The organism is Streptomyces sp. NPDC079141 (genome assembly GCF_040686775.1).
Taxonomy (GTDB): Bacteria; Actinomycetota; Actinomycetes; order Streptomycetales; family Streptomycetaceae; genus Streptomyces.
In genome coordinates this window covers 399,664-425,818 of sequence record NZ_JBFBLP010000003.1, presented here as the reverse complement: position 1 = coordinate 425,818, position 26,155 = coordinate 399,664, and the positions used below count along the sequence as shown (strand labels likewise).

The following is a 26,155-nucleotide window of genomic DNA, read 5'->3' as shown; positions in this document are numbered from 1 at the left end:
ACACCGTGTCCACGGGGAGCCACTCCGTCACCTCGCCATGTTCACGCCCACCTCACACCGCGGTAAGACACTCCCGTACGCACGACTCGTCCGGCCGTTCCCAGCGAAGGAGCCCCCGTGCCGCACCTCAGCCGAGTCACGCGCCGTCCGGTCCTCAAGGCCGCGCTGGCCGCCGCGGTCACCACGCCTCTGTCCAGTACAGCACTGCCGCAGTCGTCCGCCGCGGCGCGGGAGCGCCCGCCCCGCCATCTGGAGGTCATGTCCTTCAACCTGCGCTTCGCGAGCACCACCGAGCCGCACAGCTGGGCGGTGCGCAGACCGGTGATGCGCGAACTGCTGCGCCACGAGGCCCCGCACGTCATCGGCACCCAGGAGGGCCTCTTCCCGCAACTGCTCGACATCGACGCCGATCTGGGCCGGCACTACGACTGGGTGGGCACGGGCCGCTTACGGGGCAGCGGCGACGAGTCCATGGCGATCTTCTACGACCGCCGCCGCCTCGCCCCGCTGGAGTACGACCACTTCTGGCTCTCCGACACCCCGTACGTGATCGGCTCGAACACCTGGGGCGCCGCCTTCGCCCGCATGGTCACCTGGGTCCGCTTCCGCGATCTGCGCAAGGGTGAGCGGGAGTTCTACGTCCTGAACACGCACTTCGACCACGCGAGCCCGTACGCGCGCACCCGCAGCGCCGGCCTCCTCGCCGAGCGCATCACCGGCCTGGACCGCTCCCTGCCGGTCGTGGTCACCGGGGACTTCAACGTCGCCGCCCACAGGAACACGGTCTACGACACGCTCCTGGGCGCCGGGCTCGTCGACACCTGGGAGACCGCCCGCGAGCGCAGCGCCCCGTACGGGACCTTTCACGGCTACCGGCCGCTGACGCCGGGCGGCGACCGGATCGACTGGATCCTGGCCACGCCGGGCGTGACGGCACACTGGGCGCAGATCAACACGTTCGCCGAGGACGGCCAGTTCCCGAGCGACCATCTGCCGGTGCAGGCCTCGCTGAGCCTGGGGTGAACGGCCGAGGCCCCCGCGGCCGTCAGAACGGTCGCGGGGGCCTCGTACAGCCTGCGGCGGATCAGCCCTTGCGGGCCTTGATCTCCTCGGTCAGCTGCGGGACGACGTCGAACAGGTCGCCGACCACGCCGTAGTCGACCAGGTCGAAGATCGGGGCCTCGGCGTCCTTGTTGACCGCCACGATCGTCTTCGAGGTCTGCATACCGGCGCGGTGCTGGATGGCGCCGGAGATGCCGTTGGCGATGTACAGCTGCGGCGAGACCGACTTACCGGTCTGGCCGACCTGGTTGGTGTGCGGGTACCAGCCGGCGTCGACGGCGGCGCGCGAGGCACCGACGGCCGCACCGAGGGAGTCGGCGAGGGCCTCGATGATCGCGAAGTTCTCCGCGCCGTTCACACCGCGGCCGCCGGAGACGACGATCGCGGCCTCGGTCAGCTCCGGGCGGCCGGTCGACTCGCGCGGGGTGCGCGCGGTGACCTTGGTGCCGGTGGCCTTGTCGGAGAAGGTCACGGCCAGCGCCTCGACCGCACCGGCGGCCGGGGCGGCCTCGACGGCCGCGCTGTTGGGCTTGACCGTGATGACCGGGGTGCCCTTGGAGACACGGGACTTGGTGGTGAAGGCGGCGGCGAACACCGACTGGGTGGCCACCGGGCCCTCGTCGCCGGCCTCAAGGTCGATGGCGTCGGTGATGATGCCGGAGCCGATGCGCAGCGCCAGACGGGCGGCGATCTCCTTGCCCTCGGCGGAGGACGGCACCAGCACGGCGGCCGGGGAGACGGCCTCGTAGGCGGCCTGCAGGGCGTCGACCTTGGGGACGACCAGGTAGTCGGCGTACTCGGAGGCGTCGTGGGTGAGGACCTTGACCGCGCCGTGCTCGGCGAGCGCGGCGGCGGTGTCGGCGGCGCCGCCTCCCAGCGCGACGGCGACGGGCTCGCCGATGCGGCGGGCGAGCGTCAGCAGCTCCAGGGTGGGCTTGCGGACGGCGCCGTCCACGTGGTCGACGTAGACGAGAACTTCAGCCATGGGACTTCTTCTCTCCTGCTTACGAAAGATGAGGGGCGGTCAGCGAATCCGGGCTCAGATGAACTTCTGGCCCGCGAGGAACTCAGCGAGCTGCTTGCCGCCCTCGCCCTCGTCCTTGACGATCGTGCCGGCGGTACGGGCCGGACGCTCGGCCGCGGAGTCGACCACCGTGTAGGAGCCCTCCAGACCGACCTCGTCGGCCTCGATGTCCAGGTCGTCCAGCTCCCAGGACTGAACCGGCTTCTTCTTGGCCGCCATGATGCCCTTGAAGGACGGGTAACGCGCCTCGCCCGACTGGTCGGTGACCGACACGACCGCCGGCAGGGAGGCCTCAAGCTGCTCGGAGGCGGCGTCGCCGTCGCGGCGGCCCTTGACCGTGCCGTCCTCGACGGAGACCTCGGACAGCAGCGTGACCTGCGGGACGCCCAGGCGCTCGGCCAGCAGGGCCGGGACGACACCCATGGTGCCGTCGGTGGAGGCCATGCCGGAGATGACCAGGTCGTAGCCGGCCTTCTCGATGGCCTTGGCCAGCACCAGGGAGGTGCCGATGGCGTCGGTGCCGTGCAGGTCCTCGTCGTCGACGTGGATGGCCTTGTCGGCGCCCATCGACAGCGCCTTGCGCAGCGCGTCCTTGGCGTCCTCCGGGCCCACCGTCAGAACGGTGATCTCCACGTCGTCGTCGGAGTTCTCGGAGATCTGCAGCGCCTGCTCGACCGCGTACTCGTCGAGCTCGGAGAGCAGACCGTCCACGTCGTCCCGGTCGACGGTCAGGTCATCGGCGAAGTGCCGGTCGCCAGTGGCGTCGGGCACGTACTTCACAGTGACAACGATCCTCAAGCTCACGCCGGCTCTCCTACTGCGTCGACATTTCTCTGCTGCCTACTTGCAGGCAGCATAGGCGCCCCAAGTGGCCGTTCCCGCTCGGGGCGACCCGCGCTCCGAGCGAAATATTACTCGTCAGTACACCCAGTTCGTTCCCGCTAAGCAAGCGCTTTGAACTGTGACCTTTGCAACGCAGCGTAATCGGAACTCGACGGCTTCGCAGAACGGTCCGGTGCGTGATCAGTCACGCAGTGCGGTGAACTGCCCCTGGTGGTACAGCAGTGGCCGTCCGGGGGCCGTGTGGTCACCCCGCACGACCTCGGCCAGCACGATCCGGTGGTCCCCGGCGGGCACGCGCGCGACGACCCGGCACACCAGCCAGGCCAGGACGCCGTCGAGGACGGGCACCCCCTCGGGACCCTCGCGCCAGGCGGTGGGCGCCCCGAACCGGTCGGCGCCGCTGCGGGCGAAGGTGGCGGCCAGCTCCCGCTGGCGCTCGCCGAGTATGTGCACGCCGACATGGCCGGCCTCGGCCACCGCGGGCCAGCTGGAGGAGCCGGTGCCGATGCCGAAGGACAGCATCGGGGGCTCGGCCGAGACCGAGGTCAGGGAGGTGGCGGTGAAGCCGACGGGGCCGGACTCGCCACGGGCGGTGATCACCGCGACACCGGCCGCGTGCCGTCGGAAGACGGAGCGGAGCAGCTCGGGGGAGGCGAGCCGGGCGGTGTCGAGGTCGGGGCCGGCCGTCATGGACACCTGGAAAGGAGGAGCACCGGGGACATACGGTCAGACTGACGATAGGTGGTGCACACAGTCAAGTTCCGTCCGTGATGTGGGAGATGACTCACCCTCGGTCCGTCGCCCGTCACACAGCCTCCCCGAGGGCGGCGATCACGTCCGCCTTGCGCGGCTGCCCGGTGGCCCGGCGCACCACGCGCCCTTCGGCGTCGAGGACCAGTACGGTCGGGGTCTTGAGGATCTCCAGGTCCCGTACGAGTTCCAGGCGGGCCTCGGCGTCGATCTCGACGTGGGTGACGCCCGGGACCATGCCGGCCACCTCGTCGAGAACGCGTCGTGTCGCCCGGCAGGGGGCGCAGAAGGCGCTGGAGAACTGCACAAGGGTGGCACGCTCGCCGAGTTCCCGGCCCAGTTCGGCCGGCCCGAGTCGTGTTCCGCCCACCAGTGCTCTCCGTTCCGCAAAGTCCGTCCCCTGCCCCAGCACTTGCGAAGCCGCGAACATTCCCGGCCCTCTGTTCGGTGCACGCCGGGTGTGTGAATTACGCCTGCTCACGCGGCAAGTGACGGTACGCGTGAAGTAAAGGCACGATAAAAAGCCGAGGTGGATCAAGGGGCGACGTGACGAGGATCTCGCCGTTCCCGGGCACCAGGACTGGCTCCCCACGCGTTCTTGGGGCACGATCTGCGAGATGCCGTAAACCTACGGCTCCGTAGCTTTCCGCCAGGAGCTCCCTTCCCTGGCAGAGAAGGAAGGGTCCACCCCGTCCATGGCAGAGCTTGTCTACCGTCCCGTCGTCGGTCTCGCCCTCACGATGTTCAAGGCGTGGGACCTCAAGATCGACTGCAAGGGTTCGGAGAACATCCCACGCTCGGGCGGCGCGGTGCTGGTGAGCAACCACATCAGCTACCTGGACTTCATCTTCAACGGCCTGGCGGCCCTCCCCCAGAAGCGCCTGGTGCGGTTCATGGCGAAGGAGTCCGTCTTCCGGCACAAGATCTCCGGTCCGCTGATGCGCGGGATGAAGCACATCCCCGTGGACCGCAAGCAGGGCGAGGCGGCCTACCAGCACGCGCTGCAGTCGCTGCGCTCGGGTGAGATCGTCGGGGTCTTCCCGGAGGCGACGATCTCGCAGTCGTTCACGCTGAAGAGCTTCAAGTCGGGCGCCGCCCGGCTGGCCCAGGAGGCCGGCGTCCCGCTGATCCCGATGGCGGTGTGGGGCACCCAGCGGCTGTGGACCAAGGGCCACCCGCGCAACTTCAAGCGCAGCCACACCCCGGTCACCATCCGCGTCGGCGAGGCGATCGAGGCGTCCAAGGACAAGTACGCGGGGGCCATCACCCGCCAGGTGCGCGAGCGCGTCCAGGAGCTGCTGGAGGCCGCGCAGCGCGCCTACCCGGTGCGCCCCAAGGACGCGAGCGACACCTGGTGGATGCCGGCACACCTGGGCGGTACGGCGCCGACTCCGGAGCAGGTGCGCGCGGCGGAGGCCCGCTGAGCGGGGGTCCGTTACGCGGGGGCGTGGACGTCGATCCGTGCCCCCGGGCTGAACTCCTCCAGCAGCCCGGCGAGTTCGGCGGCCGCCTTCTCGACGTCGCCGACCGGCATCGGCGCCAGGCTCTCCAGCAGGAAGATCGCCGAGACGCTCTCCTCGGTGAGCCGGGTGCGCGGTCCCTGGCGCCAGTTCCAGCGGCGGCAGGTCACGCCCGCGTCGTCGCGCCAGACGACCTCGCCGGCGTCGGGGTGCTCGACGGCCTCCTCGCCTCCCGCGACGGTCACGAAGTCCTCCGCGCCGCTCGCCCGGACGAGGCGCATGCCGCCCTGGATGCGGTCCAGGTCCTCGCCGCCCACCGGGATCAGGTGGGCGACGCTGATGGCGTTGTAGAGGTCGACGAGCAGGTTGATCCGGGGCAGCCCGGCGTCCGACAGTGCCCTCTTGGCCAGCGCCTCCGCCGAGTTGCGGGTCCGCGACGGCTTGGAGCCGAAGGCCGTGTACGTCTCGCGCCAGGCGGCCATGTGCGGCTCCTCGTGCGGGGCGCGCCCGTCCAGGCGCAGCGCCAGGCGGCGGGCCGCGTCGTCGAGGACCTCGGAACTGCGGTCCGTGCTGGGTCCGTTGACGAGTCCGTGCGCCTCGATGGCGATGTGCGTGAAGCCGGGCGCGAGGGCGCGCACCTCGTCGGACACGGTCAGGGCGAGAGTCATGGTGCGCCTTTGCGTCAGAGTGCGGTCGGGAGCGTCTTCTGGAGGTACGCGGCGTCGGGCGCGGCCCGAAGGGCGTCGAGTACCGCCGGATGCGGTTTAGCGTACAGGACCCCGTAGTCCACTTCATTGAACTCCGGGTCGGGCAGGAAGGGCAGCCGCTCACCTTCGAGGGAGAACACCCCCGCGGCCCCCGGCTCACCGCCCCGTGGATCCTGCCGGTGCCAGGCCCCGTTGAACCGCACGGCGACCAGCCCGTGGACGGCCTCGAACTTCTGGTAGCACAGCGCCGTGGGGATGTCCTCGGCGCGCAACAGCGCGGCCAGGGCGTGGGACTTGGCGTAGCAGATGCCGGTGCGCTGCTCCAGGACGTCGGAGGCGCGCCAGGTGACACGCGGGTCGCCGGAGTCCTGGGAGTGCGGGATGGTGTCACGCACGAACTCGAAGGCCAGTCGCGCATAGGCATACGAATCCTCGGCCTGCGCCGCGAGCCGGGCGGCAGTCTCGCGGACCCGTGGATGGTCGTGGTCGATGACCTCGTCAGCGGCCAAGTATGCGGACAGGTCGGAGGTTTCCTGGATGAGCTCCATGTCCGCAGAGCATAGGAATACGATCACTCAACCGTCAATGACTTTCCGGTACACCGCATATCTATGCACCACCCGGAGTGTGTCCGTACAACCCCGTGACCTCCTCGCGGGTCTCCCCCACATCCGGACCATGATCCGGCCCCTCGTGCTGGGAGAACCATGCGCAAGCGCTATGCGGCGGCCGCCACCGCCGCACCCCTGGTCGTCCTCGCCGCCACGGCACCCGCCGCCCACGCCGACACGATCGTGGGCGACACCCGGATCACGTCGGCCGCCGCTTCCAAGGTGACCACCGCCGTCGGCGCCACGCTCGGGACATCGGTCGGCGTGACGCTGACCGCCACGGACGACTCGGGAATCGCCGGCGTTGTCGGGCCCAAGATTGTGGGCCCCGACGGGCTGGTCATACGTCCCACCCGCAACGAGTGCACGGCACCGAGCGCGACCACCATGAGCTGCGTCTACAGCTTCCCGCTCTCGCCGGACGGCACGGACGCGCAGGACCTGCGCAACAGCGCGGCGGGCGAGTGGCACTTCAAGGCCAAGGCGGTGGCCGTCGACGGGGACTCCCACCACCTGTCGCCGGGCGCCCCGCTGAACGTCAAGCGGCACACCAGGCTGGAGACCACCCAGGCCACGCCCGAGCCGGTCGACAAGGGCGGCACGCTCACCGTCACGGGATGGCTCCGGCGGGCCAACTGGGACACCAACGTCTGGGACGGCTACGCGGGCAGGCCGGTGGCCCTCCAGTTCCGCAAGTCCGGCACCGACACCTTCAAGACCGTCACGACGGTCACCGCCGACAGTGCCGGGAAACTGCGCACCAAGGTCACCGCGAACGCCACCGGCACCTGGCGCTGGCGGTTCACCGCCAACTCCGTCTCCACGGGTGCGACATCGCAGGGCGACCGGGTCGAGGTGCGCTAGCCGGCATTCGGCTCCACCCCCACCGGGACACGTTCGTGCCCCCGTGGTCAGAGCCGACCACGGGGGCACGAACGAAGGCGCCTAGCGCGCCATCTCCTCCTTCAGCGCCGCCACGAAGGCGTCCACGTCCTCCTCGGTCGTGTCGAAGGCGCACATCCAGCGCACGACGCCCTCGGCCTCGTCCCAGAAGTAGAACCGGAACCGCTTCTGCAGCCGCTCGCTCACGTCGTGCGGGAGCTTGGCGAAGACGCCGTTGGCCTGCACCGGGTAGAGGAGCTCCACGCCGTGCACGGCACGTACGCCCTCCGCCAGCCGCTGGGCCATGTCGTTGGCATGGCGGGCGTTGCGCAGCCACAGGTCCTTGGCGAGCAGCGCCTCCAACTGCACCGACACAAAACGCATCTTGGAGGCGAGCTGCATGGACAGCTTGCGCAGATGCTTCATGTGGCTGACGGCGTCCTGGTTGATGACCACGACCGCCTCGCCGAACAGGGCGCCGTTCTTCGTCCCGCCCAGGGAGAGGATGTCCACGCCGACGGCGTTGGTGAACGTCCGCATCGGGACGTCCAGGGAGGCCGCCGCGTTGGCTATCCGGGAGCCGTCGAGGTGCACCTTCATGCCGCGCGCGTGGGCGTGGTCGCAGATCGCGCGGATCTCCTCGGGCGTGTACAGGGTGCCGAGTTCGGTGCTCTGGGTGATCGAGACGACCTGCGGCATCGCGCGGTGCTCGTCCTCCCAGCCCCAGGCCTGCCGGTCGATCAGCTCGGGGGTGAGCTTGCCGTCCGGGGTGGGCACGGTGAGCAGCTTCAGGCCACCCATGCGCTCGGGGGCGCCGCCCTCGTCGACGTTGATGTGCGCGCTCTCGGCGCAGATCACCGCGCCCCAGCGGTCGGTGACCGCCTGGAGCGCGACGACATTGGCGCCGGTGCCGTTGAAGACCGGGAACGCCTCCGCGGTGGGCCCGAAGTGGCTGCGGATGATCCGCTGGAGGTTCTCCGTGTACACGTCCTCGCCGTAGGCGACCTGGTGGCCGCCGTTGGCCAGGGCCAGCGCGGCCAGCACCTCCGGGTGGGCCCCGGCGTAGTTGTCGCTGGCGAAACCCCGGCTCTGCGGGTCGTGGTGGCGACGCGCGTCGGTCTTCGGGGGGTTCACGGCTTCTCGGTGAGCCACAGACGCTTTCCGTTCACTTCCGCGGCGGGCTGGTTCCAGACGCCGGTGATGGCCTCGGCGAGGTCCTTGACGTCCGTGAAGCCCGCGAACTTCGCGTTGGGCCGCTCGGCGCGCATCGCGTCGTGCACCAACGCCTTCACCACCAGGATCGCAGCCGCGGACGTCGGTCCGTCGGCGCCCCCGGCCTTGCGGAAGGCGTCGGCCAGTGCCAGCGTCCAGGCCTCGGCGGCGGCCTTGGCGGCGGCGTACGCGGCGTTCCCGGCCGTCGGCTTGGAGGCACCGGCGGCGCTGATCAGCACGTACCGCCCGAGTGCACTGCGCTGCAGGCCCTCGAAGAAGGCCAGCGAGGTGTGCTGCACGGTGCGGATGAGCAGCAGCTCCAGAAAGTCCCAGTCGTCGAGGCTGGTCTTGACGAAGGTCTCGCTGCCGCGCCAGCCGCCGACCAGGTGGACCAGTCCGTCGACCCGTCCGAAGTCCTTCTCGATCCGGTCGGCCCACTCCCGGGTCGAGTCCAGGTCGAGCAGGTCGACGGGCTCACCGGTGACGGTGGCGCCGCCCGCGGCGTAGCGGGCCGCGTCGACGGCCTCCGCCAGACGCTCGGGGTCGTTGTCGGCGCCGACCACGGTCGCGCCCGCCTCGGCCAGCCTGAGCAGGGTCGCCCGGCCGGCGGGTCCGCCCGCGCCGGCCACCGCGATCACCGCACCGCTGAGAGCTCCGTTCCCCGCCATGTTCTTCGCCTCCTGAGCCGTGGTTCCAGTGGTGCGGTCGCTCACGCGGCGACTCGCTCGGCGCTGTCCGCCGTGATGCCCCGGGCCGAGGCGATCACGTTCTTCAGCTTCTTGGACAGGGCCTCATAGAACATGCTCAGGGGAAACTCGTCCGGAAGCACGTCATCGACGAGCTTGCGCGGCGGCTGGGTCAGGTCCAGGGCGTCCGGGCCCTTGGCCCACTTGGAGCCGGGGTGCGGGGCGAGGTAGGTGGAGACCAGCTCGTAGCCGGCGAACCAGTGGACGAGCTTGGGGCGGTCGATGCCGTCGCGGTACAGCTTCTCGATCTCGCCGCACAGCTGGTTGGTGACCTGCGGGGCGCGCTGCCAGTCGATGAAGAGCTTGTTGTCGGTCCAGCGGACGACATCGTGCTTGTGCAGGTAGGCGAAGAGCAGCTGGCCGCCGAGGCCGTCGTAGTTGCGGACCCGGTCGCCGGTGACGGGGAAGCGGAACATGCGGTCGAACAGGACCGCGTACTGCACGTCACGGGCCTGCGCGACGCCGTCCGCCTCCAGCTTGACGGCCTCCTTGAAGGCGGTCAGGTCGCAGCGCAGCTCCTCCAGGCCGTACATCCAGAACGGCTGGCGCTGCTTGATCATGAACGGGTCGAAGGGCAGGTCGCCGTGGCTGTGGGTGCGGTCGTGGACCATGTCCCACAGGACGAAGGCCTCCTCGCAGCGCTTCTGGTCGTGGATCATCGCGGCGATGTCCTCGGGCAGCTCAAGGCCGAGGATGTCGACGGCGGCGTCGGTCACCCGGCGGAAGCGGGCGGCCTCGCGGTCGCAGAAGATGCCGCCCCAGGTGAATCGTTCCGGCGCCTCGCGCACGGCGATGGTCTCCGGGAAGAGGACGGCGGAGTTGGTGTCGTAGCCCGCCGTGAAGTCCTCGAACTTGATGCCGCAGAACAGCGGGTTGTCGTAGCGGGTGCGCTCCAGCTCGGCCAGCCAGTCGGGCCAGACCATGCGCAGCACGACCGCTTCGAGGTTGCGGTCCGGGTTGCCGTTCTGCGTGTACATCGGGAAGACCACCAGGTGCTGGAGGCCGTCCGCGCGGTTCGCGGCGGGCTGGAAGGCCAGCAGCGAGTCGAGGAAGTCCGGCACCTGGAAACCGTCCTCGGCCCAGCGGTGCAGGTCCTGCACGAGGGCCTTGTGGTAGGCCTCGTCGTGCGGCAGCAGCGGCGACAGCTCCGCCACGGCCGTCGCGACGCGGGCCACCGCGGCCTCGGCGTCGGCGGCGGCCGGGGCGCCCTCGGCCTCGAAGTCGATCGACCCGTCCTTGGACTGCCATGGCCGGATTCGCTCCACGGCATCCTTGAGCACGGGCCATGCCGGGTGCTCCACCACCCTGACCGCAGGAGGAACCTGCTCCCCCACACCCGACTGCACAAGAATTTCCGTCATGTCCCATCCTCCACGGGAGAACCTCTCGTACGCACACCGTACGCATAGGGGGTTTCGCTCAGCAAGGGGGGTCCCGGGAAAATCTCCTGCTCAAACCCGGTTGTCACCGAACTTTTTCCTGCCGGATGCGCGGGTGGCGCTCGCGCGTGCCGGAGCGGCCACCGTCGCCGCCGCCCCTCGGTCAATACCCGCGGGACTCGCCCACGCCCGGGTGACCGCCTGCCCCGGCGCCCGGGCGGGTACACACCAGGTGCTGGCCGGATCCTGCCCCTCGGCGGCCCGAATCCCCGCGTACGCACGGGTTTCATCACCGCCCCCGGCGGTTAGGCTGCGGCCCTGCCGCGCGAACGTCCCCCTCCGGTCCGTGCGCGTGCCGAGCCGCCGTCGACGGAAGCGAGTCGAACCTTGAACTTCCTTACCATCGGTCACCGCGGAGTGATGGGTGTCGAACCCGAGAACACCCTCCGTTCCTTCGTCGCCGCCCAGCAGGCCGGCCTCGACGTCATCGAACTCGATCTGCATCTGAGCAAGGACGGCGCGCTCGTCGTCATGCACGACACGGACGTGGACCGCACGACCGACGGCTCCGGCCCGATCGCCGAGAAGACCCTCGCGGAGCTGCGCGCCCTGGACGCGGGCCAGGGCGAGCGGGTGCCCGTCTTCGAGGAGGTCCTGGAGGCCGTGACGGCGCCGCTCCAGGCCGAGATCAAGGACGTGGCCGCGGCACGGGCGCTGGCGGAGGTAATGCAGCGACGGGACCTGGTGTCCCGGGTGCAGGTGTCCTCGTTCCACGACGAGGCGATCGCCGAGATCGCCCGGCTGCTGCCGGGCGTGCGGACCGCGCTGATCGGCAGCCGCTACGGCGTCGACATCGTGGAGCGCGCCGTCGAGGCCGGCGCCGGAACGGTCTGCCTGAACATCCGCCGGCTCACCCTGGAGGTGGTGGAGGAGGCCCGCAAGGCGGATCTGCGGATTATCGGCTGGGTGGTGAACACCCAGGACCACCTGCGCCTGGTGCGGGCCCTGCAACTGGACGGCGCCACCACCGACTACCCGGAGATCAAGCGCACCGGCCGCTTCACGGCGTGACGACGAACGCCGTAACGATTATGCGAGCTCCTTGACCAGCAGCTCGAACTGCAGGTCGTCGCGCTGCGGAATGCCGAAGCGCTCGTCGCCGTACGGGAAGGGGGTCATCTCTCCCGTACGGCGGTAGCCGCGGCGCTCGTACCAGGCGATGAGGTCCTCGCGCACCGAGATCACGGTCATGTGCATCTGCGTCACGCCCCACGCCTCGCGGGCCGAGCGCTCGGCCGCGGCGATCACGGTCTTGCCCAGCCCCGCGCCCTGCAGCGCGGGGCTGACCGCGAACATGCCGAAGTAGGCGTGGGCGCCGCGGTGTTCCAGCTGGCAGCAGGCGACGATCCGCCCGCCCCGCTCCACCGTCAGCAGCCGGCTGTCGGCGGCCTTGATGACCTCCAGCACGCCCTGTGGGTCGGTCCGCTGCCCTTGGAGGATGTCCGCCTCGGTGGTCCACCCGGTCCGGCTCGAATCTCCCCGGTAGGCCGACTCGATCAGGGCGACCAGGCCGTCGACGTCGGCGTCGGTGGCATCGCGGAAGGTCAGTCCGGTGGCGGTCTCCATGGGGCGCGTCTCCACTTCTCGGGTGCGGCTCGTCCGTCGTCCGGGTCCGCTCTCGGGCACGGCTCGTGCTCCGGCGCGGCTCGGGCACCGACGAGACTAACCCTGCCGCTACGCTCCGGGTGCATGGTGCATGTTCTCAGCAGCAGGATCCTGCTCCGCCCCGTCGACCCCGAGCGCTCCCGCGCCTTCTACGGCGAACAGCTGGGCCTCGCCGTCCAGCGCGAGTTCGGCACGGGGCCGGAGCGCGGCACCGTCTACTTCCTCGGCGGCGGCTTCCTGGAACTCTCGGGCCTCTCCGACACCCCGCCCTCCCCGGCCCTGCAACTGTGGCTCCAGGTCGAGGACGCGGCAGCGACGCACGAGGAGCTCAAGGCCAGGGGCGTGGAGATCGTCCGGCCGCCGGTGAAGGAGCCGTGGGGGCTGATCGAGATGTGGATCGCGGATCCGGACGGCACGCAGATCGTCCTCGTGGAGACACCGCTGGACCATCCGCTGCGGTATCGGCCGGGCATCTAGCGAGGGCGGCCTTGGATGGCCGGGTGTCGGGACCGGGCTTAGCGTGCTTGTGGGGGCCTCCCTCGGATCCCTTCGGAAGGAACGCCCATGAAGCTCGACAAGCCGGTTCCCGGTGGCCCCTGCTGGACCGAGCTGGGCACCAGCGATCTTGAGGGGGCCAAACGGTTCTACACGCGGGTCTTCGGCTGGCGTCACGAGACGGACCCGCGGCAGGAGGCGGGCGGCTACACGATCGCCCACCTCGGGGACGCCGCCGTCGCCGCACTGTCGCCGCTGTACCAGGAGTCGCAGCCGGTCGCCTGGAACGTCTCGTTCGCGGTGGCGGACGCGGACGACGCCGCGGCGAAGGCGGAGGCGGCCGGCGCGACGGTGCTGGTCGGCCCGATGGACGTGTTCGACGTGGGCCGCTTCGCGGTGGTGCTCGATCCGACCGGGGCCGCCTTCCAGATGTGGCAGGCGCACACCTTCCCGGGCGCCGGGGTGCTCAATGCGCCCGGCTCCCTGGGCTGGGTGGAGCTCATGACCCGCGCCCCCGAGCGTGCCGTGGCCTTCTACACGAGCGTGTTCGGCTGGAGCGTCAACGTCTCCGAGCACTACACGCAGTGGGGCATCGACGGCGCCGACTTCGGCGGCATGGTGACGATGGACGACAAGTTCCCGCACGAGGTGCCGGCGCACTGGCTGCCGTACTTCGCGGTCGCGGACGTCGACGACACCACGGCCACCACGACGGAAGCGGGCGGCACCGCCCTGATGGAGCCCACCTCGGTGCCCGAGGGCCCGCGCATCGCGGTGCTGCGGGATCCGCAGGGCGCGATGTTCGGCGTGTACCGCGGCGACTACGAGGAGTGAGTCGCCCTTGCGTTGAAGCACGCTCCAGCTCCTAGCGTCGACCGCACGAACGACGCGAGGGGATGAGGAACGTGCGGTACACACTGTTCGGCAGGACCGGTCTGCGGGTGAGCGAGCTGAGCCTCGGCACGATGACCGTCGGCGACGACTGGGGCTGGGGCGCCGACAAGAAGACCAGCGCGCGGATCCTGGACGCCTATGCCGACGCGGGCGGCAACTTCGTCGACACCGCGAACAACTACACCGACGGCAGCTCGGAGCGGATCCTCGGGGAGCTGCTCGAAGGGCGGCGGGACCGGTTCGTGCTGGCGAGCAAGTACACGTGCGGGATCCGGGACGGCGACGTCAACGCCGCGGGCAACCACCGCAAGAACCTGCTGCAGTCCGTGGAGGCGAGCCTGCAGCGGCTGCGCACCGACCGGCTGGACGTGCTGTGGGTGCACGCCCGGGACAACTTCACCCCGGTCGAGGAGGTCATGCGCTCCCTGGACGATCTGGTGCGCGCGGGCAAGGTGCTGTATGTCGGTGTTTCCGACTGGCCGGCCTGGGAGATCGCGCAGGCCAACACCCTGGCGGAGCTGCGGGGTTGGACGGCGTTCGCCGGTTCGCAGCTGCGCTACAGCCTGCTGGAGCGGACCCCCGAGCGTGAACTGCTGCCCCAGGCGCGGGCGTTCGACCTGGCCGTGGCGGCCTGGGCGCCGCTGGCGGGCGGGCAGCTCACCGGAAAGTACCGCAGCGGCGGGACCGGGCGGCTGAGCGGCCAGGGCGGCGAGCCGGACGTGCGGCAGGAGGAGGTCGTCACCGCGGTCCTCGACATCGCCGAGCAGGGCGGCTGGAGCCCGGCCCAGGTGGCCCTGGCCTGGCTGCTGGGCCGGCCGGGCAATGTCGTGCCCGTCATCGCGGCGACCAAGGAGAGCCAGCTCGCCGACAACCTCGGCGCGGTCGACGTCCGTCTGGACGCCGACGCGGTCGCCCGGCTCGACGCGGTGAGCGCGGTCCCGCTGGGCTTCCCGCACGACTTCGTCCGCGAGCCGCAGATCACCCGCAACATCTACGGCGACCGCTGGACGGAGATCGACGACCGTCGCTCCACACACCGCCGCACCGCACACGACGTGCTGTGAACCTCACCCGCGCAGCGCGCCCAGCCGCCCCTCCAGCTGCATGAGCAACTCCCCCAGCCGCCCGGCGAGTTCGCTGCGTGCGTCGGTGTCCAGTCCGGACAGTACGGCGGTCTCGTACGCGAGTTGCTCGGGCAGGACGGCGTCCACCAGGTCGCGGCCGGCGTCGGTGAGGCGGAGGTGGGCTACGCGGCGGTCGCGGTCGTCGCCGCGGCGTTCCACCAGGCCGCGCTCGGTGAGCTGCTTGAGGCGTTTGGTGACGGCCGCGCCCGAGGAGAAGGTCTCGCGGGCCAGGTCGCCGGGGGTCAGCTCGTGTCCGGTGCGGCGCAGCGCGCCGAGCAGGTCGAACTCGGGGCGGCTGAGTCCGGCCCGGCGCAGGGGGGCGTCCTCGGCCAGCTGGAGGAGGGCGGCGCAGCGGTTGATGCGGCCGATGATCTCCATGGGGCCGGTGTCGAGGCCGGGGTGCACGGTCTGCCACTGCCGGACGACGGCGGCGACCGTGTCGTTGCTCGTCGTGCCGGGAGCGTCTCCCGATGCGGCTGCCGTCATGGCCGTGGGCCCTCCGTGGTGCTGTGGTCGGTGCTCGGCCGCCGGTGCTGTGCCCGGCGCCGGGTCGTCGCCGCGAGCGTACGGTGTCCGGACTGCTCGGCGAGCGCGACCCGCTCCTGGGGCAGGGCGCGCCGCCGCCACTCGCCGGATGCGGCGTCGGCGGTGGTGCGCAGGTCGACCAGCGCGGCGGTGAGGGCGCGGTGGGCGGACTCCAGGGCGGTGGGCGCGGATTGCGGTTCGGCCAGCAGGCGGGCGGCGCGCTCGCGGGCGCGCTCCACGGCCGTCAGGGCCCGTTCGACACGGTCGCCCGCACGGCGGTCGGTGACGGCGACGGCCGCGGCGAGGCCGACCAGCGCGCCGACCACGGTGTCCACGACCCGTTCGGTGATGAGTGCGCCGGGTTGCTGGTAGCCGGCGAACTCGGTGATGAGCAGGGCCATGGGTGTCACGCAGACGCTGCCGAGCCAGTAGTTGCGGCTGATCAGTGCCTCGGCGCCGAAGTTGAGGGCGAGGCAGCACAGCACGAGGGCGGGCTGTCCGAGGTGGGCCAGCGGGGCGAGGGCGGCGAAGAAGAGGACCCCGGCGAGGTTGCCGACGACGCGCTGGACGCCGCGGCTCCAGGTGAGGGCGAGGTTGGCCTGGTAGAGGGAGGCGGCGGTGACCAGGGCCCAGTAGGGGCGGCCGATACCGAGTGCGAGGGAGGCGTATCCGGCGAGGGCGCAGCCCAGGGCGGTGCGCAGGGCGAGGGGGGCGAGTGGGCGCAGTCGCTCGCGCAGCGGCCGGCGGGGTACGGCCGCCACGCCGAGCGGTTCGTCGGCGCCCGCGCACCGGACGGGGCCGGTGCCGCGCAGGTCGCGGGCCAAGGCGCGCAGCCGTTCGGGGTCTGTGTCGGCGGGGGCGGCGAGGGCGACCTCGGCGCGGACGACGAGGCGTTCCAGGGCGCGGCGGGTGGTGGAGCGGCGGCCGGCGGAGAGCAGGGTCTGCCGGGCGTTCTGCAGGGCGGCTGCCGCGTGCGCGCGGGCCCGGGCGTGGCCGTCGCCGGTGCCGCGGGTGGTGGCGTACGCGGCGGCGGCGTTCAGGGCGGCCGCGGTGGCCCGGCGTTCCGGGCCGTGCGGGCGGATCAGCCCGGGGGCCATGCCGACGGCCCAGGACCAGACGCCCGCAGCGAGGGCCAGCGCCACATGTCCGGGGACCTGGTCGAGGGTCTGCGGGGTGAACAGGGCGGCGGAGGTGATGAAGGTGAGGACCACGTTGCCGGGCGGGCCGAGGCGGGTGGCGTCGCTCAGCGCCTTCTGCGTGGCCGCCAGCAGGGCGCCGACGGCGACCAGCACGGCGGCGCTGTGGGTGAGCGAGGCAGCGACCAGGGCGACGGCGAGACCGCCGACCATGCCGAGGACCACCAGGGCCAGGGCGCGGGCCCGGGCGGCGTAGGGGCGGTCGTGGGCGTACAGGGCGCACAGGGCGCCGGCCATCGTGTACAGGGCCAGGTCGAGGCGGCCGAGGGCCAGCAGGGTCAGGTTGGGCGGGGCGACCGCGGCGACCACGCTCAGGGCGGGCTTGAACCAGATCTCCGAGGGCCGGCCGAGGCGCAGCACACCGGCGAGGGGGAGGCGACGGGGGACGGGCGGGGTGTCGGGGCCGGGGGGCGCGCTGCTCATGACGCCCAACGTTAGCAGGTGTTTTACTCGTAAAACATATGTCCTCACCTGCCGTGCTCCGTCGAATGCTCCCCGTGTACACCCTTGCGCTCGCGTGCGCGCCGCGTGGCCCGGGCATCCCTTGACCGATCGCCCGGGCGACTCGCCCGGCACCGTCGAGCGGGGAGGGGCGCGTGTACCTACCGGCTTCGCCCGGCTGGCTGCTGGTCGCGCTGTGCGCGGCGACCGGCGCCTACTGTCTGCTGCGGATGCGCAGCCGCGTCGAGGAGCAGCGCAGCTCCGCGGGCGGCGAGGCGCTCATGGGCTTCGGCATGGCCGCGATGGCCGTGCCCGCCGCGGTGTTCACCCCGCCGTCATGGGCCTGGCCCGGCTACGCCCTCGTCTTCGGCGCGGCCGGGCTGCGCGCCCTGTGGGCGGCGCGTACGAGCGCCCACCATCTGCACCACCTGGTGGGCACCGCGGCCATGGTCTACATGGCGGTCGTGATGGCCGCCTCCCCCGCCCACCACGGCGGACACGGCGGTGCCGGCGTCCCGCTGCTGACGGGCGTGCTCCTGCTGTACTTCACCGGCTATGTGCTGCTGGCCGGCGTCCGCCTGGTCCCCGTCGCCGCGGGTGGCGGTGCGCTCCCGCTGGGCGACCGGCCGGAGCTGGCGCGGGCCTGCCGGCTGTCGATGGGGATCGCCATGGTGGCGATGCTGCTGACGCTCTGAACTCCCCAGTGGTCTGCGTCACTTTGCCGCGACGGCCCGTACCCCAGGGCGGTACCGCGCTCATAGGGTGCTCCCATGATGGTCCCCGCGGCACTGCTGCTGCTCGCCGCCGTGACCGCTGTCGTCGCCCCCCGGCTGCTCGCCCGGGCGGACTGGCCGGACCGCGAACCGGTGGTCGCCCTGTGGGTGTGGCAGTGCGTGGTGGCGGCCGTACTCCTGTGCTGTGCGCTGTCGATGACGCTCAGCGCGGCGGCGGCCTGGCAGGCGGTGCGCGGGCAGGTCTTCGCCCCGGCCCCGCAGCCGGTCGTGGAGGCCTACGCCCTCGGCGTAACAGGCCCCTGGGCGGCGACGACCGCGGTGGCGCTGGCATGCGGCGGGCTGTGGAGCGGCGCGATGCTGGCCCGGGAAGTCGCCCGGGCGCGGGCCCGGCGCCGCGGGCGGCGTACCGAACTCCTCGTGCGCGCCCCGCTGTTGCCCGGCGAGGAACCGGGGCCGGACCGTCTGGTGATCCTGGAGGGCGAGCGGCCGGACGCCTGGTGGGTGCCCGGCACGGCGCCCCGGCTGGTCATCACCACCGCCGCGCTGCGCCGGCTCAAGGGCAGGCAGCTGCACGCCCTGCTCGCCCATGAGCAGGGCCATGCGCGGGCCCGCCACGACTGGCTGCTGCACTGCTCGGCCGCGCTGGCCGCGGGCTTCCCGCAGATTCCGGTCTTCGCCGCGTTCCGCGACGAGATGCACCGCCTGGTCGAACTCGCCGCCGACGACACCGCCTCCCGCCGCCACGGCCGGCTCACCACCGCCCTGGCGCTGGTCGAACTCAACGAGGACCGGGGCGTGTTCGGCCCCTGCCCGACCCCGCAGGCCCAGGTGCCGCAGCGGGTGAACCGGCTGCTCACTCCCCCGGACCGGCTCACCGCGGGCCGCCGGCTGCGGCTGACGGCCGCGGCGGCACTGGTGCCCGTCGTACCGGTGCTGGTGACCTTCGTACCGGCCCTGCGGACGCTGGGGTAGCCGGACCCCGTACGACCGGAGTTGGCCTCCCGCCCCACCCGTGGGCGAGGATCGCAGTATGCACACCCCGTCCGTCGAGTCCCCGCCCCGTCCGCCCGTCCACCGCACCGCCGTCCGCTGGGCCGGGGCACTGGGAGTGTGCTCCGCGCTGCTGCTCGCCCTGGTCGCGGTCCGCTGGCACCCCCTGATGACCCTCGACGGGGACATCGCCGAGACCACCCACCGCTGGGCGGTCGACTCATCCGGCCTGACCCAGGCGTTCCGGATCCTGACGGACTGGGTCTGGGACCCGTGGACGATGCGCATCCTGTGCGGGGTCGTGGCGCTGTGGCTGCTGTGGCGGCGGGCGGCGAAATGGACGGCCCTGTGGCTGGTGGCCACCACGCTCCTGACCTCGGCGCTCCAGCAGGGCCTCAAGGCCGCGGTCGACCGCTCCCGCCCCGTCTGGCCCGACCCCGTCGACTCCGCCCACTACGCGGCCTTCCCCTCCGGCCACGCCATGACCGCCACCGTGGTGTGCGGCCTGCTGCTGTACCTGCTGCACCTCTACGGCGCCGGCCACGCCCTGTGGCGTACGGCCGTGGCGGCGGCGGTGGTCTCCGTCGTCGGCGTCGGTCTGACCCGGGTCTGGCTGGGCGTCCACTGGGCCACGGACGTCGTCGGCGGCTGGCTCATGGGCGCCGCGGTGGTGGCCCTGGCGGTGGCGGCGTTCGTCCGGTGGCGACCGTGACGCGCGTCTACCGCTATGTGGGACCGGCCGAGCTGTGGGAGGCGGTCCGGCCGGGCAGCGACGGTCGGCCGGTCGGCTCGCCCGGGGACCTCGGCGCCTGGCTGGAGGGGTGCGCCCAGACGGAACGGGCGGAGCCGTTCACGTACGTCGTCGGGACGGACGGCGTGCTGCGCCTTGCGGCACGCCGGAGCGAGCATGTGGCCTGCGCCGGAGGCCGGGAGGTGCTGGCCGCCGGCGAGATGGCCTTCGGCGCCGGGGCGGGGCGCTGGGCGGTGGTCGAGGTCAGCAACCTGTCCACCGGGTACTGCCCGGACCTCGACTCCTGGCACGCGGTCGCGGGCGCCTTGGACCGGGCCGGCATCGGGCATCCCGGCGGGTTCACGCACGCGGTGGTGTTCCGGCGCTGCGAGCGGTGCGGGGAGCGTGCCGTCGTGCGGGAGGACGATTTCGTCTGTGTCTTCTGCGGCAGCGATCTCCCCTTGCGGTGGAACATCGCCTCATGGGATCTGCCCATGAGCGCAGTGCTGTTCGACTTCTCCGGCACCCTCTTCCGGGTCGAGTCCACCGAGTCCTGGCTGCGCGGGGCGCTCGCCGAGCGGAAGGTCGAGCTGTCCGGGCCGGAGCTGGCCGAGGCCGTGCGCGGTCTTGAGGCCATGGGGGCGCTGCCGGGCGGGGTCTCGCCGGCCTGGCTGCCCGAGGACGTCGCGAGCGTGTGGGGGGTCAGGGACAAGAGCCCGCAGCTGCACCGCGCCGCGTACACCGGCCTCTCCCGCCGCGTCCCGCTCCCCGACGAGCGGCTGCACGACACCCTCTACGACCGCCATATGACGCCCGCCGCCTGGCGCCCCTACCCCGACGCGGCGGAGGTGCTGAGCGCGCTGCGGGAGCGCGGGATCCGGGTCGGCGTGGTCAGCAACATCGGCTGGGACCTGCGCCCGGTCTTCCGCGCGCACGGTCTCGACGGGTACGTGGACTGCTACGTCCTGTCCTACGAGCACGGCGTCCAGAAGCCGGACCCGCGGCTGTTCCGGGCCGCGTGCGCGGAGCTCGGCGCCGATCCGTGCGAGGTGCTGATGGTCGGCGACGACCGGCGGGCGGACGGCGGGGCGGCGGCCGTGGGGTGCGGGGTGCATTTCGTGGAGCATCTGCCGGTGGCCGAGCGGCCGGACGGGCTGCGGCCGGTGCTGGATCTCGTCCCGCTCGTCCCGGAGAAGTAGCCCGTCTCGGAGAAGTAGCCCCGGCGTCCCGGACCAGTAGCTCCGGCCTCTTGAAGAAGTAGCCCCGGGCCACTATCAGGGGGTGCGCGCCCGCCTCAGGCGATCCCCCGCGTCGCCCGAGGCAGACGGCATCCCGACCGGCCGGCAAAAGAGCCGGACCGGACGCGCTGAGTATAGTTGGCTGGCAGCCAGTCAACGCAGGAGTTACAGCATGTCCCCGCGAAGCGCCTCGGTCAACGAAGAACTGCGGCGGCGTTCTCGGGAACGGCTCCTGCAGGCGGCGGTCGAGCTGGTGAGCGAACACGGCTACGACGCCACGACACTCGGCGACATAGCGGACCGCGCCGGATCGGCACGCGGCCTGGTCTCGTACTACTTCCCCGGCAAGCGCCAGCTCGTCCAGTCGGCCGTCCACCGGCTGATGCACCGCACGCTGGAGGAGGCGCTGGAGCGCGAGCCGCGCACGGAGGACGGTCCGGAGCGGATGGCCCGGGCCATAGACGCCATCCTCGGACTCGCCCGGGACCGGCCCGTCCTGATGCGCCAGCACATGGCAGGGCTGCTCCAGGCCGAGGGTTTTGTGCAGTGCCCCGAGCAGCGGCGCCTGTCCGAGCTGCTGCGCGACACCATGGCCCGCAACGGCTCCCGGGACGTCGACGCCGACTACCCCATGCTGCGCGCCCTGCTGATGGGCGCGGTCTACGCGGCCCTGGTGCCGGGGGCGCCGATGCCCGTACCGGTGCTGCGGGCCGAGCTGTTCAAGCGTTACCGGCTCGCCTGGGAGCTGGGCGTCCCGCCGGACGCGCAGACGGCGGCCGGCGGGAGCTGCGACACGGATCTGTCGCGGTTCTTCGCGACGGGGGCGGCGCCGGAGTGCGAGCCGTAGCCGCAGCGGCCGTGGCTCTGCTCAGCGGCGCGCATGGCGCGGCGTCAGAAACCCCGCGTCGCGCGCCTGTGCGATCAGCCTGAGTGATTTGCGGCGGCTGTGTCCGGTCGCGCACATCACCGCGTGGACGGGGTCGAAGCCGTCCTCCTGGGCGGCGCGGTACTCCTGCGCGACCAGCCAGCGCCCCTCGACGCCGCGCGGCCAGGCGGGCCGGGCGCGCCGCGCGCCGCAGGACCCCTCGGCGGCCTCTCCCGCCTCACCCGTCTCCTCCGCCGCTTCCGTGGGCTCGGCCGGGACTCCGCACGCCTCGAACAGCGGTTCCTCGATCCAGTCGGCGAGCTCCGTCAGATCGTGGAGGGAGAGGGCCGGGTGGGCCCGGACGTCCTCGATGGAGACGCATCCGTCGCAGACCACGGCGAGCGCCTCGACCCGGGCTCCATCGGTGAACGCCAATCTGACCTGGAACCACGACGTTGCGCCGTCGCCCTCCTGCACTTCCCACGCGGGCCAGACGGACACCGTGCCGTCCGACGGACAGCGATCAGAAAGATTAAGAAACGATGCTTCTAGCACACACGCAACGTAACCGCATGATCACATTCCATACGAACGGACACGCACAGCCGTGCCGCGCCTGCACCCTGTCAGCGCAGCAGCGGCGGTGCCATGCTGGATAACACCAGCGATCTCCTGTAGGTCCCCCCGGGTGAGGAGTTCCGCGTGCTGCATGTCGCCGTCATCGGCTCGGGGCCGAGCGGGTGCTACACCGCCCAGAGCCTCGTAGAACAGGACCCGCACGTTCGGGTCGACGTCCTGGACCGCCTGCCGTGCCCGTACGGCCTGGTGCGCTACGGCGTCGCGCCCGACCACGAGAAGATCAAGTCCCTGCAGAACAACCTGCGCACGGTGCTGGAGCACGAGCGTGTGCGGTTCCTGGGCGGGGTGCAGGTGGGCGTCGGCGGGCTGTCGGCCGCCCGGCTGCGGGAGCTGTACCACGCGGTGGTGTACTGCGTGGGCGCCGCCACCGACCGGCATCTGCAGATCCCCGGCGAAGACCTGCCGGGCAGTTGGTCGGCGACGCAGTTCGTGTCCTGGTACAGCGCCCATCCGGACGCCGTGGACGACGGTTTCGTGCACGGTGCCCGCTCGGCCGTGGTGATCGGCGTCGGCAATGTCGCGGTGGACGTCGCGCGCATGCTGGCCCGGGGCCCGGCGGAGTTGAGCCCGACGGACATGCCCCAGGCGGCGCTGACCGCGCTGACCGCCAGCAACGTGACCGACATCAGCATGGTGGGCCGGCGCGGCCCCTCGCAGGCCCGCTTCACCACCAAGGAACTGCGCGAGCTGGGCTCCCTGCCGGACACCGCGGTCACCGTCGACCCGGCGGAGGCGGCGCTGGACCCGGCCTGGTCGGACCCCTCGGGACTGCCCGCGGCGCAGCGCCGGAACGTGGAGGTGCTGCGCGGCTGGGCCGAGGCACCGGCGCCGGGCGCGGCGCGCCGGATCCGGCTGCGCTTCTTCCTGCGGCCGGTCGAACTGCTCGCCGAGCAAGGGCGCGTGGGCGCGGTGCGCTTCGAGCGGACGGTGCCGGACGGGCAGGGCGGGGTGACCGGCACCGGGCAGTACGAGGTGATCGAGTCGCAGTTGGTGCTGCGTTCCGTGGGCTATCGCGGAGTGCCGCTGGAGGGTGTGCCGTTCGACCCGGCGAGCGGCACGATGCCGAACCTGGCCGGACGGGTGCTGCGCGACGGCGCCGTCGTACCGGGCGAGTACGTCGCCGGCTGGATCAAGCGCGGCCCGACCGGCGTCATCGGCACCAACCGCTCGTGCGCCAAGGAGACGGTGACCTCGCTGATGGAGGACGCCGCCGCACTCGTACGCAAAGAAGTGCCGGAGGAACCGCTGGAGGTCTTGCGGGCCGAGGGGATCGAGCCGGTGGAGTGGGCGGGCTGGCAGTCCATCGAGCGGGCGGAGGCGGAGTTGGGCGTGGAGCTGGGCAGGCGTGTGGTGAAGCTGCCCGACTGGCAGTCGCTGCTCGACGCGGCGCACCGCAGTCTCGTCTAGCACTCCAGCGGCGTTTCGCTGTCCGGCCCGGTCGGACAGCGAAACGCCGCTGGAGCACCAGGGCTGAACACACCGGGTCGCCGAGGGTGGCAGTGGCTACAGGGCGTCGAGCCCGGCCTGAAAGATCCCGCGGACGAGCTCGACGGCCTCGCCCTCCGCAATGCCCGTCGGATCGAACGTCGCCTCCCACTCAACGACGCATGCACCCTGGCCCTCGTCGCGGACCCCGAGTGTCCCGACCAGGTTGTCGAGAGGCAGAGGGCTTTCATCGACTCGGTAGGTGTAATGCCTCTCCGCCTGCTCGACGATCGTCGCCGAGACGCGTCCTCCGACCCCGAGCGTGTCGACCCTCTTCCTGCCGCCGTCGAGCATCTCGGTGGCCTCGACGGCGGGGTGCCATTCGTAGATCCTGCCGGGATCGCCGATCCGCTCCCACATCGCCTGTCCCGACACCTCGTAGCGCTTTGACGTACTCACCCGCGCCATCTTCACCTCTTCTCAGCGCGCGCTTCGGACGGCGGCGTCCCGTCCTGCGGGGAAACACCCGGACGCAGCTCCGCTCGGCTGATCCTATGCAAGCGGACTTACTTGGGCGATTCGGGCGGGGCGCGCCCGCACCGGGACACCAAGCGGAAACACCCTTGAAATCAACAAACTGTTCAAGGACCGTACGGTCTCGGCCATGACGCAAACGCACCCCGTCGACGAAGTCCCGCCCGCCCGCCAACTCGCCGCCTTCGGGCTCCAGCACGTCCTCGCGATGTACGCGGGCGCCGTCGCCGTGCCGCTGATCGTCGGCGGCGCGATGAAGCTGCCGCCGGCGGATCTGGCGTACCTGATCACCGCGGACCTGCTGGTCTGCGGCATCGCCACGCTCATCCAGTGCATCGGCTTCTGGCGGTTCGGCGTCCGGCTGCCGATCATGCAGGGCTGCACCTTCGCGGCCGTGTCACCGATGGTGATCATCGGTACGACGGGCGGCGGGCTGCCCGCGATCTACGGTTCGGTGATCGTCGCCGGGCTCGCGATCATGCTGCTCGCGCCGGTGTTCGGCAGGCTGTTGCGGTTCTTCCCGCCGCTCGTCACCGGCACCGTGATCCTGATCATCGGCATATCGCTGCTGCCCGTGGCGGGCAACTGGGCCGCGGGCGGCGTCGGTTCGCCGGACTTCGGTGAGCCGAAGAACCTGGCCCTGGCCGCCTTCGTGCTGGCGGTCGTGGTGGGCGTGCAGCGGTTCGCGCCGGTGTTCCTGAGCCGGATCGCGGTGCTGGTGGGCATCGTGGTGGGGCTCGCGGTCGCGGTGCCGTTCGGGTTCACGGACTTCGGCGGGGTCTCGGACGCCGACTGGGTCGGCATCAGCACGCCGTTCCACTTCGGCGCGCCGACCTTCGAGGTGTCGGCGATCGTCTCGATGCTGGTGGTCGCGCTGGTGTGCATGACCGAGACGACCGGCGACTTCATCGCGGTCGGCGAGATGACGGACCGCAAGGTCGACCCGCGTTCCCTCTCCGACGGCCTGCGCGCCGACGGCCTGTCGACCGTCCTGGGCGGCGTCTTCAACACCTTCCCGTACACGGCGTACGCGCAGAACGTCGGCCTCGTCGGTATGACCCGCGTCCGCAGCCGCTGGGTCGTCGCCGCCGCGGGCGGCATCCTGGTCCTGCTCGGTCTGCTGCCCAAGCTGGGCGCGGTGGTCGCGGCGATCCCGGCGCCGGTGCTGGGCGGTGCGGGCCTGGTGATGTTCGGGACGGTGGCCGCGAGCGGCCTGCGGACGCTGGCACAGGTCGACTTCAAGGGCAACAACAACCTGACGGTGGTGGCCGTTTCGGTCGCCATGGGCGTGCTGCCCGTGGGCGTGCCGACGATCTACGACCGGTTCCCGGACTGGTTCCAGACGGTGATGCACAGCGGGATCAGCGCCGGGTGCCTGACGGCGATCGTACTGAACCTGCTGTTCAACCACCTTCCGTCGAAGGCGGGTTCACCGGCGCCTGTGGTGGCGAAGCCGCAGGAGGAGGCCGTCTAGCGGGTCAACTTCCGTACCGTCCCCTCCAGTCGCGGCAGCGTCTGCCGGCCCGTCACCGCGAGGGCGATCGCCGCGGCCACCCCGGACCGGGCGATCGGGCGGCTGACGCCCAGGGTCTGGACGCGGGCGGCCAGGGCGACGGCGGAGCCGAGGGAGGTGGCGCGGACCAGGGGGGCTGTCGCGGCGGTCGGCCGGCGTCTGAGCGAGCTGGGTGCCGACCACGGCGCACAGGGCCATGGTGGTGGAGCGGCGGACGCTGCCCGACCTCGCCGGCGTCGCCGCCGATGAGGATGGCGACGGCGTCGGCAACGCTGTGCCACAAGGCGCGGCCCTCGGCGATGGCCTCGATGAGGAGGCCACGGCCGCTCCCGCGGCCGCGACGGGCCACTCGACGACGCCCGCGACGCCGAGCAGACCGGCCCCGGTGTACACCGCGATCCGGCGCCCGCGTGGCGACACGGTGCCGATCACGTCCAGCGCACCCTCGGCCGCCCGGCTCACCGTCCCGGC

At 71.7% G+C, this 26,155-nt stretch carries 28 protein-coding genes and 1 pseudogene; 14 read left to right on the top strand and 15 right to left on the bottom strand.

The features are described from left to right. Positions 1 to 117: 117 nt before the first annotated feature. Entirely contained in the window at positions 118 to 1,023 is a 906-nt protein-coding gene (locus AB0Q90_RS11665; RefSeq protein ID WP_363160500.1) for an endonuclease/exonuclease/phosphatase family protein, read from the top strand. 61 nt (positions 1,024 to 1,084) lie between these two features. Here AB0Q90_RS11665 and AB0Q90_RS11660 read toward each other — a convergent pair whose 3' ends face one another. The 4 genes from AB0Q90_RS11660 to AB0Q90_RS11645 form a co-directional block, all read right to left on the bottom strand. Then, complete coding sequence (locus tag AB0Q90_RS11660) at positions 1,085 to 2,047, bottom strand: electron transfer flavoprotein subunit alpha/FixB family protein (RefSeq protein ID WP_363160498.1); 963 nt, start codon at positions 2,045 to 2,047, stop codon at positions 1,085 to 1,087. 54 nt (positions 2,048 to 2,101) lie between these two features. Next, positions 2,102 to 2,890, bottom strand: coding sequence for an electron transfer flavoprotein subunit beta/FixA family protein (locus tag AB0Q90_RS11655; protein ID WP_363160497.1), 789 nt, complete (start codon positions 2,888 to 2,890; stop codon positions 2,102 to 2,104). A 219-nt stretch (positions 2,891 to 3,109) separates the two neighbouring features. After that, positions 3,110 to 3,619: a flavin reductase family protein gene (locus AB0Q90_RS11650; RefSeq protein ID WP_363160496.1), complete on the bottom strand. Its 510-nt coding sequence runs from the start codon at positions 3,617 to 3,619 to the stop codon at positions 3,110 to 3,112. Positions 3,620 to 3,734: 115 nt separating this feature from the next. Next, positions 3,735 to 4,052, bottom strand: a complete 318-nt coding sequence (locus AB0Q90_RS11645; RefSeq protein ID WP_363160655.1) for a thioredoxin family protein — start codon at positions 4,050 to 4,052, stop codon at positions 3,735 to 3,737. 322 nt (positions 4,053 to 4,374) lie between these two features. Between AB0Q90_RS11645 and AB0Q90_RS11640 the strand changes: the two genes are divergently transcribed. Next, positions 4,375 to 5,103 carry a lysophospholipid acyltransferase family protein gene (locus AB0Q90_RS11640; RefSeq protein WP_363160495.1) on the top strand — a complete coding sequence of 243 codons (729 nt, stop codon included), beginning with the start codon at positions 4,375 to 4,377 and terminating at the stop codon, positions 5,101 to 5,103. Between the two features lie 11 nt (positions 5,104 to 5,114). Here AB0Q90_RS11640 and AB0Q90_RS11635 read toward each other — a convergent pair whose 3' ends face one another. Both AB0Q90_RS11635 and AB0Q90_RS11630 read right to left on the bottom strand, forming a co-directional pair. After that, positions 5,115 to 5,807: a phenylalanine--tRNA ligase beta subunit-related protein gene (locus tag AB0Q90_RS11635; protein ID WP_363160493.1), complete on the bottom strand. Its 693-nt coding sequence runs from the start codon at positions 5,805 to 5,807 to the stop codon at positions 5,115 to 5,117. A gap of 14 nt (positions 5,808 to 5,821) precedes the next feature. Continuing rightward, positions 5,822 to 6,394 carry a transglutaminase family protein gene (locus AB0Q90_RS11630; protein ID WP_363160492.1) on the bottom strand — a complete coding sequence of 191 codons (573 nt, stop codon included), beginning with the start codon at positions 6,392 to 6,394 and terminating at the stop codon, positions 5,822 to 5,824. Positions 6,395 to 6,553: 159 nt separating this feature from the next. Here AB0Q90_RS11630 and AB0Q90_RS11625 point away from each other — a divergent pair, with 159 nt between their 5' ends. Next, the gene (locus tag AB0Q90_RS11625; protein WP_363160491.1) at positions 6,554 to 7,321 is read left to right on the top strand and encodes a calcium-binding protein; all 768 of its coding nucleotides are present in this window, start codon (positions 6,554 to 6,556) and stop codon (positions 7,319 to 7,321) included. An 81-nt stretch (positions 7,322 to 7,402) separates the two neighbouring features. Here the strand turns inward: AB0Q90_RS11625 and AB0Q90_RS11620 are convergent, their stop codons facing one another. Genes AB0Q90_RS11620 through AB0Q90_RS11610 form a run of 3 tightly spaced genes read right to left on the bottom strand, consistent with a single transcriptional unit; the run spans position 7,403 to position 10,658 of the window. Next, positions 7,403 to 8,473 (bottom strand): low specificity L-threonine aldolase, encoded by a 1,071-nt coding sequence (locus AB0Q90_RS11620; protein ID WP_363160490.1) that lies wholly within the window; start codon positions 8,471 to 8,473, stop codon positions 7,403 to 7,405. Next, the gene (locus AB0Q90_RS11615; RefSeq protein ID WP_363160489.1) at positions 8,470 to 9,219 is read right to left on the bottom strand and encodes an SDR family oxidoreductase; all 750 of its coding nucleotides are present in this window, start codon (positions 9,217 to 9,219) and stop codon (positions 8,470 to 8,472) included. The genes AB0Q90_RS11620 and AB0Q90_RS11615 overlap by 4 nt, the downstream gene beginning before the upstream one ends. Before the next feature lie 41 nt (positions 9,220 to 9,260). After that, a complete protein-coding gene (locus AB0Q90_RS11610) occupies positions 9,261 to 10,658 on the bottom strand; it encodes a DUF6421 family protein (RefSeq protein ID WP_363160488.1) in 1,398 nt (465 codons plus the stop codon). 405 nt (positions 10,659 to 11,063) lie between these two features. Between AB0Q90_RS11610 and AB0Q90_RS11605 the strand changes: the two genes are divergently transcribed. Next, on the top strand, positions 11,064 to 11,747 hold the full coding sequence (locus AB0Q90_RS11605; RefSeq protein ID WP_363160487.1) for a glycerophosphodiester phosphodiesterase family protein: 684 nt from the start codon (positions 11,064 to 11,066) through the stop codon (positions 11,745 to 11,747). A gap of 18 nt (positions 11,748 to 11,765) precedes the next feature. On the opposite strand, the gene AB0Q90_RS11600 is transcribed toward AB0Q90_RS11605, so the two are convergent. Beyond that, on the bottom strand, positions 11,766 to 12,302 hold the full coding sequence (locus AB0Q90_RS11600) for a GNAT family N-acetyltransferase (RefSeq protein WP_363160486.1): 537 nt from the start codon (positions 12,300 to 12,302) through the stop codon (positions 11,766 to 11,768). A gap of 123 nt (positions 12,303 to 12,425) precedes the next feature. Here AB0Q90_RS11600 and AB0Q90_RS11595 point away from each other — a divergent pair, with 123 nt between their 5' ends. The 3 genes from AB0Q90_RS11595 to AB0Q90_RS11585 all read left to right on the top strand — a co-directional run bounded on the left by AB0Q90_RS11595 (position 12,426) and on the right by AB0Q90_RS11585 (position 14,794). Next, the gene (locus AB0Q90_RS11595) at positions 12,426 to 12,818 is read left to right on the top strand and encodes a VOC family protein (RefSeq protein ID WP_363160485.1); all 393 of its coding nucleotides are present in this window, start codon (positions 12,426 to 12,428) and stop codon (positions 12,816 to 12,818) included. Positions 12,819 to 12,905: 87 nt separating this feature from the next. Beyond that, entirely contained in the window at positions 12,906 to 13,670 is a 765-nt protein-coding gene (locus tag AB0Q90_RS11590; protein WP_363160484.1) for a VOC family protein, read from the top strand. A gap of 71 nt (positions 13,671 to 13,741) precedes the next feature. Beyond that, on the top strand, positions 13,742 to 14,794 hold the full coding sequence (locus AB0Q90_RS11585) for an aldo/keto reductase (RefSeq protein WP_363160483.1): 1,053 nt from the start codon (positions 13,742 to 13,744) through the stop codon (positions 14,792 to 14,794). 3 nt (positions 14,795 to 14,797) lie between these two features. Here AB0Q90_RS11585 and AB0Q90_RS11580 read toward each other — a convergent pair whose 3' ends face one another. Together AB0Q90_RS11580 and AB0Q90_RS11575 are read right to left on the bottom strand one after the other, a co-directional pair. Continuing rightward, complete coding sequence (locus AB0Q90_RS11580) at positions 14,798 to 15,340, bottom strand: MarR family transcriptional regulator (protein ID WP_363160482.1); 543 nt, start codon at positions 15,338 to 15,340, stop codon at positions 14,798 to 14,800. Continuing rightward, positions 15,337 to 16,998 (bottom strand): FUSC family protein, encoded by a 1,662-nt coding sequence (locus AB0Q90_RS11575; RefSeq protein WP_363160481.1) that lies wholly within the window; start codon positions 16,996 to 16,998, stop codon positions 15,337 to 15,339. The genes AB0Q90_RS11580 and AB0Q90_RS11575 overlap by 4 nt, the downstream gene beginning before the upstream one ends. Positions 16,999 to 17,171: 173 nt before the next feature. Between AB0Q90_RS11575 and AB0Q90_RS11570 the strand changes: the two genes are divergently transcribed. The 5 genes from AB0Q90_RS11570 (at position 17,172) to AB0Q90_RS11550 (ending at position 21,555) form a co-directional block, all read left to right on the top strand. Next, positions 17,172 to 17,711, top strand: coding sequence for a DUF5134 domain-containing protein (locus AB0Q90_RS11570; RefSeq protein WP_363160480.1), 540 nt, complete (start codon positions 17,172 to 17,174; stop codon positions 17,709 to 17,711). A gap of 75 nt (positions 17,712 to 17,786) precedes the next feature. Beyond that, positions 17,787 to 18,722, top strand: a complete 936-nt coding sequence (locus AB0Q90_RS11565; protein WP_363160479.1) for a M56 family metallopeptidase — start codon at positions 17,787 to 17,789, stop codon at positions 18,720 to 18,722. Positions 18,723 to 18,780: 58 nt separating this feature from the next. Then, positions 18,781 to 19,452 (top strand): phosphatase PAP2 family protein, encoded by a 672-nt coding sequence (locus AB0Q90_RS11560; protein ID WP_363160478.1) that lies wholly within the window; start codon positions 18,781 to 18,783, stop codon positions 19,450 to 19,452. 512 nt (positions 19,453 to 19,964) lie between these two features. Then, positions 19,965 to 20,669, top strand: coding sequence for an HAD-IA family hydrolase (locus AB0Q90_RS11555; RefSeq protein ID WP_363160654.1), 705 nt, complete (start codon positions 19,965 to 19,967; stop codon positions 20,667 to 20,669). A 211-nt stretch (positions 20,670 to 20,880) separates the two neighbouring features. Then, the gene (locus AB0Q90_RS11550; RefSeq protein ID WP_363160477.1) at positions 20,881 to 21,555 is read left to right on the top strand and encodes a helix-turn-helix domain-containing protein; all 675 of its coding nucleotides are present in this window, start codon (positions 20,881 to 20,883) and stop codon (positions 21,553 to 21,555) included. Positions 21,556 to 21,576: 21 nt separating this feature from the next. Here AB0Q90_RS11550 and AB0Q90_RS11545 read toward each other — a convergent pair whose 3' ends face one another. Further along, positions 21,577 to 22,074 (bottom strand): DUF6214 family protein, encoded by a 498-nt coding sequence (locus AB0Q90_RS11545; RefSeq protein WP_363160476.1) that lies wholly within the window; start codon positions 22,072 to 22,074, stop codon positions 21,577 to 21,579. Positions 22,075 to 22,275: 201 nt separating this feature from the next. On the opposite strand from AB0Q90_RS11545, the gene AB0Q90_RS11540 reads away from it, so the two are divergent. After that, complete coding sequence (locus AB0Q90_RS11540; protein ID WP_363160475.1) at positions 22,276 to 23,619, top strand: FAD-dependent oxidoreductase; 1,344 nt, start codon at positions 22,276 to 22,278, stop codon at positions 23,617 to 23,619. A 96-nt stretch (positions 23,620 to 23,715) separates the two neighbouring features. Here the strand turns inward: AB0Q90_RS11540 and AB0Q90_RS11535 are convergent, their stop codons facing one another. Next, a complete protein-coding gene (locus AB0Q90_RS11535; protein ID WP_363160474.1) occupies positions 23,716 to 24,096 on the bottom strand; it encodes an SRPBCC family protein in 381 nt (126 codons plus the stop codon). Between the two features lie 205 nt (positions 24,097 to 24,301). Here AB0Q90_RS11535 and AB0Q90_RS11530 point away from each other — a divergent pair, with 205 nt between their 5' ends. Continuing rightward, positions 24,302 to 25,645 (top strand): nucleobase:cation symporter-2 family protein, encoded by a 1,344-nt coding sequence (locus tag AB0Q90_RS11530; RefSeq protein ID WP_363160473.1) that lies wholly within the window; start codon positions 24,302 to 24,304, stop codon positions 25,643 to 25,645. Here AB0Q90_RS11530 and AB0Q90_RS11525 read toward each other — a convergent pair. Further along, a pseudogene (locus AB0Q90_RS11525) lies at positions 25,642 to 26,000 on the bottom strand (hypothetical protein); the annotation flags it as partial. The gene AB0Q90_RS11530 and the pseudogene AB0Q90_RS11525 overlap by 4 nt on opposite strands. Positions 26,001 to 26,155 lie beyond the last annotated feature (155 nt).